The sequence below is a fragment of the Massilia pseudoviolaceinigra genome (assembly GCF_030846505.1).
Taxonomy (GTDB): domain Bacteria; phylum Pseudomonadota; class Gammaproteobacteria; order Burkholderiales; family Burkholderiaceae_D; genus Telluria_A; species Telluria_A violaceinigra.
On sequence record NZ_JAVCWL010000040.1, the window covers coordinates 1 to 13,473 of the forward strand.

Here is a 13,473-nt window from a genome sequence, read left to right on the forward strand (position 1 = left end):
TAAACTGAAATATTTCTAATTGGAGCTCTGACCCCGGTTGTAGGACGTGGCTTAGGGCTCGGGGGGAAGGCGGGACGCAACGCGGGGATTTGACGCTGCAGCTCGCTCGCGACCATGCCGGAAAACAGCGCCGCACCCTTCGCCCCAACGTGGGTGCGGTCGAAGCTGATTTTTGGGGGCCCTTGCGGTTCGACGGCTGCACCTGGCAGCGCAGCCACCGCTGTCGCCGCTGTCACCGGCGCCGCATTCGGGTCCGGCGGCGGCGCTTGCGCCAGGGTGTCGGCTTCGGCCGATCCCATCGCTTGCACCGCGTCGGCACTGATCTTGTTCAGGTCGATCAGGGTGGCGCCGCTCTGGCGCGCCACGCGCCGCACTTGCGCTGCCCACGGGCCGAGGTCGTCGCGCACATACTGGCCCTTGAAGCTGCGCCGCGTCAGCGGCGTGATCAGGACCGGGACGCCGCCCAGCGCGCGTGCCTCGCTGACGTAGCGCGCGATGTTTTGCGGGAACTGGGTGACGAAGTCGGTCGAGCGGCCCGGTTTGCCCGGCTGGTCGTTGTGGCCGAACTGGATCAGCACGTAGCTGGCGCTGTAGGCAGCGCCGTCGCGCAGCAGCGCCTGCACCTCGTCCCAGCGCCCCTCGGCGCGAAAGCTGCCGGAGCTGCGTCCGCCGTGCGCGAGGTTGATGCAGGCCACTTGCGCGCGCAGGCGCTGGCACAGGGCGTCGCCGTATCCCGAACGCGTCGCCATGGTGGAGTCGCCGACGAGGATGATGCGCGCCGGCCGCGCCGCATCGTCCGCCGCCGGCACCGGCAGGCTGGCAGCCATCGCCAGGCACGCCAGCGAAATGAGGGTGTGGACCGGCTTCATCGTCAGAAGGTGTAGTTCACGCGCACGTTGTAGGCGCGGCCGATCGGCTTGGCGATGTTTTGCGCGAACACCACGCGCGAACTGAGGCGCTGGTTCGACAGCGGCGGGTCGACATCAAGCAGGTTGTTTACGCCCACGGTGAATTTGAGCTTCTTGTTCCACGCGTAGTTGGCCGTCAGGTTGTAGAGAATGTACGACTCGATCTCGTTATAGAACGGCTGGCCCGGCTTCTGGCTCGGCAGGGCGTTGGTGTCGATGTAGCTCGACGTGTAGGACTGGGTCAGCTGGGTGCCGAAGCCGCCGCGGCTCCACGACAGGCGCAGGTTGTGCTTCCACTTGAAGACGTAGGTGTTGGCCGAGGTGGCGCCGGTCGAGAGCGCGCCGGGCTGGCCGACACTGTCGAACCAGTCTCCGCCTTCTTCGTTCTGGCCTTCGTATTTGTTGACGTAGGTGCCGTCGAAGGACAGGCCGAAACGCCCCATGGTGGCGGTCGGCAGGGTGTAGTTCAGGCTGGCGTCGATGCCCTGGGTGCGCAGGCCGCCCATGTTCAGGCGCGTCTTGGTGATGTAGGCCAGGGTGCCGTCGGCGTTGCGCACGAACAGATTGTTGTATTTGTTGACGTCGCCAAAGATCGTGTCTTCGGAAATCTGCGCGATCGTCCCTTTCATCTCGACGTTCCAGAAGTCGAGCGAGGCGACCAGGTTCTTGACCGGTTCGATCACGATGCCGGCGGTGAAGGTCTTGGACGTTTCCGGCTCCAGATCGGGATTGGCGCCAGTGAGCACGGTCAGGGTGCTGCCGCAGACCTTGGCCGCGTCCAGGTTCAGGCCCGCGTACTTGGGGTCGGTGGTGAGGGTGCCGGTGCCGCTGATGCCGGGCGTGGCGCTCGGGCACAGCAGGGGATCATCCCATTTCGAGGTCGAGGGCACGCGCGTTTGCGGGGTGCCGTACAGCTCGGGCAGGGTGGGGGCGCGGAAGCCGGTGCTGGCGGTGGCGCGCAGCATCAACGCTTTCGATGGCTCGTAACGCACGCTGGCCTTGGGGTTGAAGGTGGTGCCGAAGTCGCTGAAGCGGTCGGCGCGCACGGCCAGGTTCACATTGAGCTGGCGGGTGAGGGGGGCGTCGAGCTCCAGGTAGGTGCCGAGCACGGTGCGCGCGCCGTGCGGGTAGCGGTTGGGCGTGCCGGAGACTTTGTAGACCACCGAGTCGCCGATGTCGCCGGACGCGTCGCGGTAGGTTTCGCGGTGCAGGTCGGCGCCGACGGCCAGCGCCAGCGCGCCGCCGCCCAGCGGCATCAGTTCGCGGTTGAGGGTCAGGTCGGGGCCGTAGTAGTGCACTTCGGCGCGCCGGTTGATCAGTCCGTCGGCGGAGATGTTGTCGAGGTAGGCTTTGCCGGCGTCGTCCTGCGGGCCGAAAGGATTGAGCACGCCGTCGGCCACGCCCTTGTACAGCCCGGGCGTGCGCAGGAAGCCGCTCAGGAACTTGACCGTGCGCTTGCTGTAGGCGTAGTTGAAGCCGGCCTTGTAGTCCCATCCCTTGAACTGGCCTTCTTCGGTAAGCACCAGGCGGTGGCTGTTCTGGCGGTCGTCGGTAATGGCGGGGCCGAGTTCGTCCAGGCTCCAGGTCAGGGCGAGATCGGCGCCGTTCAGGCCGGCCACGGCGGGCACGCCGCCAGCGCCGCCCGGATACCATTTGCTGGCCTTGGTGATCATCAATGGCTTGCGCAGGCCGGGATTGACCTTGTCGTAGTCGGTCTGGGCGCCGAAGGGCTGGGGCGGATTGAGAGCGTCGATGTACGACTCGGAACTGAGCAGCTCGACCGTCAGCAGATTGCCGTCGCCATGGCGCAGGCTGCCCTTGGTAAGAAACGTGGTTTGCTTGTTGTCGGCCAGCAGTTGCGGATACAGGGTCGGGTCGAGCACGCAAGTCTTGCTGCCGGCGCCGCTCGGCTTGGTCGAGGGCAGGCTGTACTGACCGGGGTAGGGGGCGACGCAGCCGGCGGCGAAATACGGGTTGCCGGTCACGCTGGTCGGCTTGCCGTTGGCGTAGACGGTGTAGTTGGCCGGCGAGGACGAGGAGCCGGAGGTGTTGCTGGTGAAGGCCGTACCGCCCAGGCGGGCGATGTCGTCCGGGTCGCTGATGTTGGGACGGTCGCGCTGCATCAGCGAGGTGCGTTTCTGGGTGTCGAAGGCGGCGTAGATGTTCCAGCCATCCTTGGCCAGCTCGCCCGTGCCGGTGGTGATGCTCAAGCGGCGCTGGTCGCCGCCGCCGCTGCGCTCGGGCGCCATGACGCTGGCGCTGACGGTGGTGTCGGAAATCGAACGCTTGGTGATGAAGTTGACCACGCCGGCGATGGCGTCGGTGCCGTAGATGGCCGAGGCGCCGTCGCGCAGCACTTCGACCCGTTCGATGGCGCTCATCGGGATGACGTCGACGTTGATCGAGCTGTCGCCGATGGCTTCGTTGGCCAGGCGGCGGCCGTTGAGCAGGACCAGGGTGCGGTTGGTGTTCAGGCCGCGCATATTGATCATGGTGCCGCCACCCCCGCCGCCGACCGGTTCGTTGGTGGCGCCGACGGTCAGCGAGGTGGCCACTTCGGACATCGTGGTCAGGCCGCGGCTGACCAGTTCCTCGGATTTGATGGTGGTCAGCGGCAGGGCGTTTTCGCTCGCCAGGCGCTTGATGGACGAGCCGGTGACTTCGACGCGGGCCATGGCGGCGTCGGCCTGCTGGGCGGAGGCCTGGTTCATCAGGGTCGGGACCGCGATGGCGATGGAGGACAGCAGCAGCTTGGGTTGCGGGAACCGGGATGATGTTTGCACGGCGAGTCTCCTGATCAGATTGTTTTTATGGTTAGACCAATTCTAGTTTGGCCTGACCAATTAATCAAGGTGGACTTGCCAGTTGTGCGTTGACGCGTTATCCGGGCTGTTGTTCCCGCGCCTAGGCGGCGCTGGGGGGGCGCATGCGTCCCCCCCGAGTTCGTCGAGCCGTCAGTAACTTCGGTACGAACTTGGGTTCTCGCCTCTCCAGGAACTGGTCTCTGGACTCGATGGCCTTAGGTTCAGCGTCTTTCTCACCACAAAATTCAGAACAGTCTTTCCCGCGCCAAGGCGGCACTCGGCGGGAATCCAATTCCGTAGCGCAGTTGCAGGCGACTCATTGAACCTGGATTCCCGCCGAGTGCCGCCTTGGCGCGGGAAGTCATTTCTGCCAATGGCAGCAATGACGGAGCTTGCGTTACCGGCATTTACCCCTGGACTTGCCTTGTTCCACCGAATCCGAGGAGTTTCTTAGAAACTGGAACCTGCCCGGGAACGACGGGGCGTGGTCGAAAATAAGGTGTGGTGGTACTGCCGGGAAGCGGAAGGGCGGGGCTACTACCCGCGCGAGAACGTGCGCGTCACCCGCTCCAGGTGCGCGCGCATGGCTTGGCGGGCGCCAGCCACATCATGCGAAGCGATCGCTTCCAGAATCTTGCGGTGATCGGTCAAGGTGGTCACGCGCAAATCCTCGGTCTGGAAATGTTCCTTGAGCTTGTGCCACAAACTGCCGCGCTGGTTCCACAAGTAATCGACCACGCCCACCAGCGCCGTGTTTCCCGTGGCGCGCGCAATCGCCAAATGGAAATTGCGGTCGGCCTGCTCGTTGCTGGCCCGATCTTCATGGTGGTGCTCCATCTCCAGCACCGCCGTCAGAATCGCGTCGATGGCCGAATCGGTGGCCATCTTGGCCGCCAGCGCCGCCACTTCCGACTCGATCATGCGGCGCGCGGCCAGCACCTCGAATGGACCCGGCCCCACTTCGGGCACATCGGACTGCGCGGTGGCCTGCTCGCTCACATACACGCCGGAGCCGCCGCGCACTTCCACGATGCCGCTCAGTTCGAGCACGATCAGCGCTTCGCGCAGCGATGCCCGGCTCACGCTCAGCTTGGCGGCGAGGTCGCGCTCGGCCGGGAGGCGTTCGCCGGCCTTGATACTCTCGTCGCGAATGAGTTCTTGAATCCGGGTGGCCACCACACGGTACAGGCGCGGCTCAGCCGAGTTCGATTCTTGCGGCGCAGAGGGTTTCTTCATTGATTGCTGGGTCCGGGGTAAGGCGTGAGGGAGGGTGTTCGCATGCTCGCCTGATTTTAGTTTGCTATGGCTAATGTTGCAAGGCTCCCCCCCCACGTGCGCGCTACCAGCTCGATTCGCGCTCCGGGGTCGATGAGATGTGGTGGATCGACAAATCGGCGCCCTGGAATTCCTGCTCGGGGTCGAGGCGCAAGCCCATGGCCTTTTTCAGCACGCCATACACCAGGTAGCCGCCGGCGACCGCAATGGCCACGCCCAGCACCGTGCCCACCAGCTGCGACGCGAACGACACGCCGCCGATGCCGCCCAGGCTCTTGAGCCCGAAGATGCCGGCGGCAATGCCGCCCCAGGTGCCGCACAGGCCGTGCAGCGGCCACACGCCGAGCACGTCGTCGATCTTCCAGCGGTTCTGGGTGAGGGTGAACATGGCCACGAAAATCGCCCCGGCGATGGCGCCGGTGGCCAGCGCGCCGAGCGGATGCATCAGGTCCGAGCCGGCGCACACGGCCACCAGTCCGGCCAGCGGGCCGTTGTAGGTGAAGCCCGGATCGTTCTTGCCGAGCACCAGCGCGGCCAGGGTGCCGCCGACCATGGCCATGAGCGAGTTGACGGCGACCAGGCCGTTCATCTTGTCGAGCGTTTGCGCGCTCATGACGTTAAAGCCGAACCAGCCCACCGCCAGAATCCAGGCGCCGAGTGCCAGGAAGGGAATCGAGGAAGGCGGATGGGCGGAAATGGCGCCGTTGCGCCCGTAACGCCCGCGCCGCGCACCGAGCAGCAGCACGGCGGGCAGGGCGATCCAGCCGCCCACGGCGTGCACCACGACCGAACCGGCGAAGTCGTGGAACTCGGCGCCGAAGGCCATCTTGAGCCAGGCCTGGATGCCGAAGCGCTGGTTCCAGGCAATGCCTTCGAACAGGGGATAGATGAAGCCGACCAGCAAGGCGGTGGCGATCAGCTGGGGATAAAACTTGGCGCGTTCGGCGATGCCGCCCGAGATGATGGCGGGAATGGCGGCGGCGAAGGTCAGCAGAAAGAAGAATTTGACCAGCTCGTAGCCGTTGCGCGCCGCGAGCACGTCGGCGCTGGCGAAGAAGTCGACGCCGTAGGAAATGCCGTAGCCGATGAAAAAATAGGCAATCGTGGAGACGGCGAAGTCGGCCAGGATCTTGACCAGGGCGTTGACCTGGTTCTTTTTCCTGACCGTCCCCAGTTCCAGGAAGGCAAAGCCGGCGTGCATCGCCAGGATCATGATGGCGCCGAGCAAGATGAAAAGTGCGTCGGCGGCGTGGTTGGTTCCGTTCATTGGACGATTCCCGATAAAGGTGCATGGAAGTGCTGCTGCCCTTAAAGAAGCAATAATCGTTCCATTTTGGTGCGGTAGCGCAAGCGCTTGATTTAATGGAGAAATGCGCGCTCCCGGCGGCTGGCGCCGGCGCGCGCGCACCACGGCGGCGCATCCGGTTTGGTGCAGCGCTCAGGCGCAGTGATTGTGGGTACGCAACAAAAGATCGAACTGGGGCGCGGTCAGCGGCCGCGAAAACAGATAGCCCTGGCCGAAATCGCAGCCGGCGGCGGTCAGCAGGTCGCGTTGCTCCTGCGTTTCGACGCCTTCGGCAATGACCTTGATGCCGAGCTTGTGGCCCATGACGACGATGGCTTCGCACAAGGCCAGGTCGTCCGATCCGGCCACCATCTTGAGAACGAACGACTGGTCGATCTTGAGGTAATCGATGTGGAATTTTTTCAGATAGGACAGCGAGGAATAGCCGGTCCCGAAGTCGTCGATCGACATCTGGATGCCGCTTTCGCGAAACGAGAGCAACTGTTCGCGAATGTTGTAGGTCGATTCCATGAGCATGCCTTCGGTGATTTCGACCACGATTTCGGTGCCGACGTAGCGCCCCAGCACCGGATGGGCGCGCACGTGCGGCGGATGGCAGGCGTGCTTGGTGCCGGGCGAGTGGCGCCGGAACTGGGCTGGCGACATGTTGACGCTGATCTGGAATTCGGGGTCGATGCTGCCGCGCCAGCGCATGGCCTGATGGAACGCTTGCTGGAACACCCAGTCGCCGATGCTGATAATCAAGCCCGATTCCTCTGCCAGCGGAATGAATTCGGCCGGGCTGACCGGACCGCGCTGCGGATGCTCCCAGCGCAGCAGGGCTTCGGCCTTGCGGATGCGGCCGCTGGAGAGCTCGACGATGGGCTGGTACAGCACGCGCAACTGGTCGAGCGCGAGCGCGGCGCGCAAATCGTTGAGAGTGCGCATCTTTCTCTGCGCGGCGCGCTGCATCGATTGCATGAAGTAGCCGAACTGGTTGCGTCCGCGGTTCTTGGCGGCGTACATGGCCTGGTCGGCGTTCTTGAGCAGGGTGTCGACGTCGGTGGCGTCGTGCGGGAACAGGGTGATGCCGATGCTGCCGGACAGGTACAGCGTTTCGGCCTTGATGGCGAACGGTTCGGCCAGCGCGGCGAGCATGGCGTGGGCGACCCGCTCGACGCTGTCGAGGTCGTCCAGCTCGCCGAGGATGACGGTGAATTCGTCACCGCCCAGGCGCGCCACGGTGTCGGCCTGGCGGATGCAGGCCGACAGGCGCGCGGCCACCTCGCGCAGCAGCTTGTCGCCGGTATCGTGGCCGAGGGTATCGTTCACTTCCTTGAAGTGGTCGATGTCGATGAACATCAGTGCCAGCGGCAGGCCGGAGCGGCGCGATTTGCGCAGCTCGTGTTCGAGGCGGTCATGGAACATGCTGCGGTTGGGCAAGCCGGTGAGGAAGTCGAAATTGGCCTGGCGCCAGATGGTGTCTTCCGCCAGTTTCTGGTCGGTGATGCCGGAAAACATATTCACGCGGAACTTGACCTGGCCCCGTTCGTCGTAAATGGTATCGACGCGCAGCCATTCGGCGCACTCGTCGCCGTTCTTGTGGCGCGCCCACACCTTGCCCTGCGCATGGCCCGCCTTTTCCAGGCGCCGCAGCACTTCGCAGTTGTGGGCCTGGCCCAGCGCGCCGGCCAGCAGCATGCCGGCCGGCTGGCCGATCAATTCCTGTTCGGTGTAGCCGCTGAGGCGGATAAAAGCGGGATTGACGGCGACGATGCGGCCGTTGGGCTCGGTGATCATGATCGCTTCGCCAATCGCCTCGTACACCATGGCCGACAGGTTCAGGGCGCGCTCGGTCTTTTTCCATTCGCTGATGTCGGTGGAAATGCCGATCACGCCGACCAGGCGGCCCTGCTCGTCGCGGATCGGCGAGTCGGTCACGTGCATGGGGAAGGTGGTGCCGTTGCGGTGGCGTACCAGGAATTCGCCCGACCAGCTGCAGCCGGCCTGCAGCCGCGCCATGATCTGGGCCGCGCGTTCGGTGGAGTTGTCGGCCGGGACCAGCTCGATGATGTTGCGTCCCAGCGCTTCGGCGGCCGACCAGCCGTAGAGTTTTTCGGCAAAGGGGTTCCAGTACAGGATGGTGCCCCCCACATCGGTGGCGATGACAGCTTGCTCGACCGAGGCGAGCAGGCTGGCCTGGAACTGGATCTGGCGCTCGCAGTTCTTGAGCTCGGTGATATTGTCATGCACCAGCGCCACGGCCGGCACGCCGGCATGGTCGAGCGCGGTGATCTTGAGCGAGAACCAGCGCTGCTGGTGCGGCGCGTCGCAGGGATAGTCGAAGGTGGCGCTGCGGCGCCGCCCGGACAGCACATCGCGCACCAGGATGCCGACCTGGGTGGCGTCGCCGCAGCCGGACGAGGCGGCGCGGTCGCATACGTCGAGGTAGTTGGTGCCCTCGCAGACACGGGATAGATCGCCGCCGTTGGCAAGGGCAAATTCGCGCCACGCCTTGTTGGCCGACAGAATCGTGCCGCGCTGGTCGATCAGGACAATATGCTCCAGTAAAGCATCGATCGTGACCTCGGGGATGGCGTCGGGTAAGGCGGCTAGCATTGTCACACGGGCTCCTTGCAGCAGAGGAGGCGGAGTTCGTCCCGCATCCGCCAATCGTGTAAGACAGTGGTGCTCCAAGAAAGTGCGGTCTTGTGCCAAATTATTTTGCCCCGGCGGCGCTGGCGGCCCCAGGTGAATGTCATCGTGCCGGGGGCAGGGACGAAGGCGAGCGCCCGGGGACCGGGGTGGGGCGGGGGTTATTTCGGGGCGCTGAGGCAGGCTTTCATGAAGGCTTTGCGCTCGTCGCCTTTTTTGCCGGCGGCGTCGGCGTTGCAGGTCTTCATCTTGTTTTGCTGGGGCGTGGCGGTCGGGGCCGCCGGTTTGGCGCTCAGGCAATCTTTCATGAAGGCTTTGCGCTCGTCGCCTTTCTTGCCGCTGGCGTCGGCGTTGCAGGTCACCATCTTGTTCTGCTGGGCCGACTTGGCCGCCGGCGCCGCTGCCTCGGGCGCGGCGAAGGCGGCACTGGTGAACGCCAGCATGGCGCAGGTCATCAACATGTTTTTCATCGGTTCGTCCTCGGTAGTTGGATTGTTCTGGCGTGCAGCAGAACAAATATACGTCAGATAATGCCGTTGTCACCACCTTTTTTCTGGCGCCTGCGCTTTTTGGGGTACTTCCAACTGTCCATGATTTGAAGCGGTATAATTGATTTTTCACGGTTCATAAGCGGTTCAATACGAAGGATGACGCCATGAATGAACTTTCTCTCGATCCCGATACGGTGCGCTCCGACGATACGGGCGCTTACCGCAGCGGCGTGGCCGCGCGCCTGGCGGGCTTGCCCGTCGAAACCTTGCGGGTGTGGGAGCGCCGCTATGGCGTGTCCGAACCGCAACGCTCGGCGCGCGGGCAGCGTTTGTATTCGAGCGCCCAGGTGCGCCGGCTGAGTCTGATCAAGCAGCTGGTCGACCAGGGCCATCCCATCGGCGCCATGGCCCGCTTGCCGCTCGACCAGCTCCAGCATCTGGCCGAGCCGTTGGCACCCGACACCGGCGCCAGCGGCCCGATCCGGGTGGCGGTGGTGGGCGCGGGACTGGCGCGCCAGCTGACGGCCGGTGGACGCGACCGCCTCGCGCTTGACGTGCGCCAGTCCTGCGCCCGCCTCGACGAGGCAGCCACGGCCCTGCGCGGCGTGGAGGCCGATGTGCTGCTGATCGAATTATCCGAACTGGACGATTCGGCCCTGCCGCAGGTGGCCGCCGCGCGCCTGGCGTGCGGCACGCCGGCGGTGGTGGTGCTGTACCGTTTTTGCGCCAGCGCCACGATCCGCCATCTGCGCGCCCTCGGCTGCCTGGTGGCGCGCGCGCCATCCGACATGGCCGAGGTGGCATTGCTGTGCCAGGTGGCGTTTCCGGCGCGGCGCGCGCAGGTGGCCGCACCGGCCCGTGCGCCGGCGCCGCGTCCCGCCGACACGGTGGCGCCGCGCCGGCTGGACGACCAGGCCCTCGCGGCCCTGGCGGCGGCCAGCAATAGCGTGATGTGCGAGTGCCCGCGCCATCTTGCCGATATCCTGATGATGATCGGCAGTTTTGAGCGCTACAGCGTACAGTGCGGATCGCGCAATCCGGGCGACGCCGCCTTGCACCAGGAGTTGGGCCAGGCAGCGGCGCAGGCGCGCACCCTGCTGGAAAACGCACTGGAACGGCTGGCGCGGGCCGAAGGCTTGCCGCTGCCGGATGGCCTGGCCTGAGCCGGACCGCCATTTTTATCATCTTTCACAGGAACTGAGCATGTCGAACGGATTGACTACCGAATATCAACCGAGCACCGTGACGGTGTCGGAGCGCATCCGCGAGCGCCTGGTCGCCAGCAAGACGCGCTTCCACGCCAACGACAATATCGCGCGTTTCATCGAGCCGGGCGAACTCGACGAGCTGCTCGACGAAGTCAGCGCCAAGCTGCAAGGCGTGCTCGAAAGCCTGGTGATCGATACCGTCAGCGACCACAACACCCAGGATACCGGACGCCGCGTGGCCAAGATGTTCATCAACGAAGTCTTCGGCGGCCGTTATGTGCCGATGCCGCCGGTCACCGAATTTCCCAACGCATCGCACCTGAACGAGCTGATGATCATCGGCCCGATCACGGTGCGCAGCGCCTGTTCGCACCACCTGTGCCCGGTGATCGGCAAGGTCTGGATCGGCGTGATGCCGAACGAGCATTCGGCGCTGATCGGCTTGTCGAAGTACGCGCGCATCGCCAACTGGATCATGAGCCGTCCGCAAATCCAGGAAGAAGCGGTGGTGCAGCTGGCCGACCTGTTGCAGGAAAAGATGCAGCCGGACGGTTTGGCCGTGGTCATGGAAGCGGACCATTTCTGCATGCAGTGGCGCGGCGTGAAGGATATGGATGCGAAAATGATCAACAGCGTCATGCACGGGTCGTTTTTAAAAGATCCGGCGCTGCGGCGCGAGTTTTTGTCCCTGATTAAACGCTGATTTTCCGGAGAATCACACCATGCTCGTCCGCCTCCTGTACGCCAGCCGCGCGATTGCAGCGCCGCAGCCCGATACGATCCACGACATCATGTGCCAGTCGCACGCGCACAATCCCGCCCAGGGCATCACCGGCATCCTGTGCCACAGCGAGCACGTCTACATGCAAGTGCTCGAAGGCGGGCGCGAGGCGATCAACGCGCTGTACGCGAAGATCGTGCGCGATACGCGCCACACCGATGTGGTGCTGCTGCACTATGAGGAAATCAACGAGCGCCGGTATGCCGGCTGGACCATGGGCAAGGCGAACCTGGCGCGCATCAATCCGTCGACCTTGCTGCGCTTTTCCGACTTGCCGGGACTGAACCCGCATGCCATGTCAGGAAAGAATTCGCTGGCGCTCATCGACGAGCTGATGGCCAGCGCGTCGGTGGTCGGCCACCCGTAGGGCCAGGCCGGCACAGCGGCCAGTTGGCCGCGCCGGTAGCGGTGGCGCAGAATGGCCCCGCTGGCGAAAAGCAGGGCTTACTCTTCGTCGGCGGACACGTCGCCAGTCTTGCGGTTGTATTTGAGCGTGATCTTGTTCAGCTCGCACAGATTGAAGTCGTCCCACTCGACTTCCGAACCATCGTCGTCGAAGGTGACGTTCAGGCTTTGCAGGCACTGGGCTTTGTTCGAAAACTTGATCAGGCGCGCTTTGTTGGGGGACAAAATACCCTCGCCCAGGCGGTCGTTACCCCAGGTTTTGCTTTTGGCCGGCGCGATATGGACCGAGCGGATCGGATAGCCGGTCTTGTTGACCAGCGTGAAGTCGGCATCACCGGCGAAAGCTGCATTGCCAAGGAACGCAGTTGCGATTACGAGCATCTTGATTTTCATGAGTTTCTCTTTCGATAAATTCGGTTTGACCGATCGTCCCGCCACTGTGCGGGCGCCACCGACAGATGGGGGCTGGCCTGTGCCGGGTGTCGATCTGAATTGAAATTTATCATGCTCAAGAGTATCAAATTGCGGCATGTGAAATTCCTTTTGCATGGCGATGCAAGCGCGCAACAAACGAGATTGTTCGTTATTTTTTGATTACACCGATGCTGCGGCCATGCACCGGCGGGCCGGTTTGTGGTCGGAAAATACATGAATGCGGCGTCGATTCATTGGCGGCCATTTTGACGGCGCTCAATGAGGTGAACCGCACAGCAAACGGCCCGCGCCCGCGGCAATGGCGCTACGAAGAGCCAGCGCGCATCGCAGGCTTCGTAGCGCCGGTGCTGTGCCTGCGTGCGCTACGCGACGTTGATCTGCACCCTGCGCGGCTGGGCGTGCGCCGTTTTGGGAATGCGGATTTTGAGTACCCCGTGCGTCAGTTCCGCGCTCGCCTGCTCGCCATCGAGTTCCCTGGACAGGGCGAAGGTGCGCTGGTATTGCTGGTGCTTGACCTCGGCGTAGCGCGATTCCATCCCTTGCGGAACATCGAGCGATACCGCGCCGTTGATGGTGAGGCTGTTCGTTTCGAGGCGCAGATCGAGCTTGTCCCTGGAGACGCCGGGCATGTCAGCCAGCAGCGTGATGCCGTTGGCGTCTTCGATCACGTCCACTGGCGGTATCAGAATACCGGTGCGGGCGACGGAGGTGCCGGCGGCCTGGTCGCTGGAGGAGGTTTGGGTCATCGCGCCGGCGCCACCGTCCGCTGCCGCACTGCCTTGGCCGGCGCCGGCGCTATCGCCCGTCTCCGCACTGCCGTGGCCGCTGCCAGCGCTGGAGCCCATGCCAGCACTGTCCGGGCCGCCGTCCGCTCCGACGTCCAGGCCAGCAGTGCCGAGGCCGCCATCGGCAACGCCGCCCATGCCAGCACTGTCCTGGTCGATGCCAGCGCCGGCGGAACCCCCGGTCCCGCTGACGGCATCGGCGCTGCTGCTTGCGCTGGATGCGGTCATGTCGCCGCCTGCCTCGCTTCCTGCCCCGCTGGCGCCGCCTTCAGCAGCTTGGCCCGTGCTCCCGCTACCGCCAGCGCCGCCAGTTCCGACATTGCCGATGTTGCCCGCACTGCCGGCGATCGCCGCGTCGGCCGGATCACCCGTGGCTGGTGGATTGCCTGCCTGACCGGCAGTACCTGCCGCGCCGCTTTGTTCTTTCTCGTTGGTCGTCAT

Annotated in this window: 11 protein-coding genes; 3 read left to right on the top strand and 8 right to left on the bottom strand. The window is 64.5% G+C overall.

All coding sequences use genetic code 11. From position 1 onward, the window contains the following. From RBA40_RS28710 to RBA40_RS28735, 6 genes are all read right to left on the bottom strand, one after another. Positions 1-869: rhamnogalacturonan acetylesterase (locus RBA40_RS28710; protein ID WP_306651913.1), on the bottom strand; the 869-nt coding region annotated here is incomplete at its 3' end. Between the two features lie 2 nt (positions 870-871). Beyond that, a complete protein-coding gene (locus RBA40_RS28715) occupies positions 872-3,691 on the bottom strand; it encodes a TonB-dependent receptor domain-containing protein (protein WP_306651915.1) in 2,820 nt (939 codons plus the stop codon). A gap of 558 nt (positions 3,692-4,249) precedes the next feature. Next, positions 4,250-4,948, bottom strand: coding sequence for a FadR/GntR family transcriptional regulator (locus RBA40_RS28720; RefSeq protein WP_306651917.1), 699 nt, complete (start codon positions 4,946-4,948; stop codon positions 4,250-4,252). Between the two features lie 103 nt (positions 4,949-5,051). Then, complete coding sequence (locus RBA40_RS28725; RefSeq protein ID WP_306651919.1) at positions 5,052-6,254, bottom strand: ammonium transporter; 1,203 nt, start codon at positions 6,252-6,254, stop codon at positions 5,052-5,054. A gap of 171 nt (positions 6,255-6,425) precedes the next feature. Beyond that, a complete protein-coding gene (locus RBA40_RS28730; RefSeq protein ID WP_306651920.1) occupies positions 6,426-8,891 on the bottom strand; it encodes an EAL domain-containing protein in 2,466 nt (821 codons plus the stop codon). Positions 8,892-9,088: 197 nt separating this feature from the next. Next, the gene (locus RBA40_RS28735; RefSeq protein WP_306651922.1) at positions 9,089-9,397 is read right to left on the bottom strand and encodes a PsiF family protein; all 309 of its coding nucleotides are present in this window, start codon (positions 9,395-9,397) and stop codon (positions 9,089-9,091) included. Between the two features lie 185 nt (positions 9,398-9,582). Between RBA40_RS28735 and RBA40_RS28740 the strand changes: the two genes are divergently transcribed. From RBA40_RS28740 to RBA40_RS28750, 3 genes are read left to right on the top strand one after another with little or no spacing between them, the layout of a single operon-like run. After that, positions 9,583-10,581: a MerR family transcriptional regulator gene (locus RBA40_RS28740; RefSeq protein ID WP_306651923.1), complete on the top strand. Its 999-nt coding sequence runs from the start codon at positions 9,583-9,585 to the stop codon at positions 10,579-10,581. 40 nt (positions 10,582-10,621) lie between these two features. Next, positions 10,622-11,329 (top strand): GTP cyclohydrolase I, encoded by a 708-nt coding sequence (folE, locus tag RBA40_RS28745; protein WP_054266098.1) that lies wholly within the window; start codon positions 10,622-10,624, stop codon positions 11,327-11,329. A 19-nt stretch (positions 11,330-11,348) separates the two neighbouring features. Further along, positions 11,349-11,774 carry a BLUF domain-containing protein gene (locus RBA40_RS28750; RefSeq protein ID WP_099874076.1) on the top strand — a complete coding sequence of 142 codons (426 nt, stop codon included), beginning with the start codon at positions 11,349-11,351 and terminating at the stop codon, positions 11,772-11,774. Between the two features lie 77 nt (positions 11,775-11,851). Here the strand turns inward: RBA40_RS28750 and RBA40_RS28755 are convergent, their stop codons facing one another. Next, positions 11,852-12,205 carry a hypothetical protein gene (locus tag RBA40_RS28755; protein WP_306651925.1) on the bottom strand — a complete coding sequence of 118 codons (354 nt, stop codon included), beginning with the start codon at positions 12,203-12,205 and terminating at the stop codon, positions 11,852-11,854. 404 nt (positions 12,206-12,609) lie between these two features. Continuing rightward, positions 12,610-13,473, bottom strand: a complete 864-nt coding sequence (locus RBA40_RS28760) for an Hsp20/alpha crystallin family protein (RefSeq protein WP_306651927.1) — start codon at positions 13,471-13,473, stop codon at positions 12,610-12,612.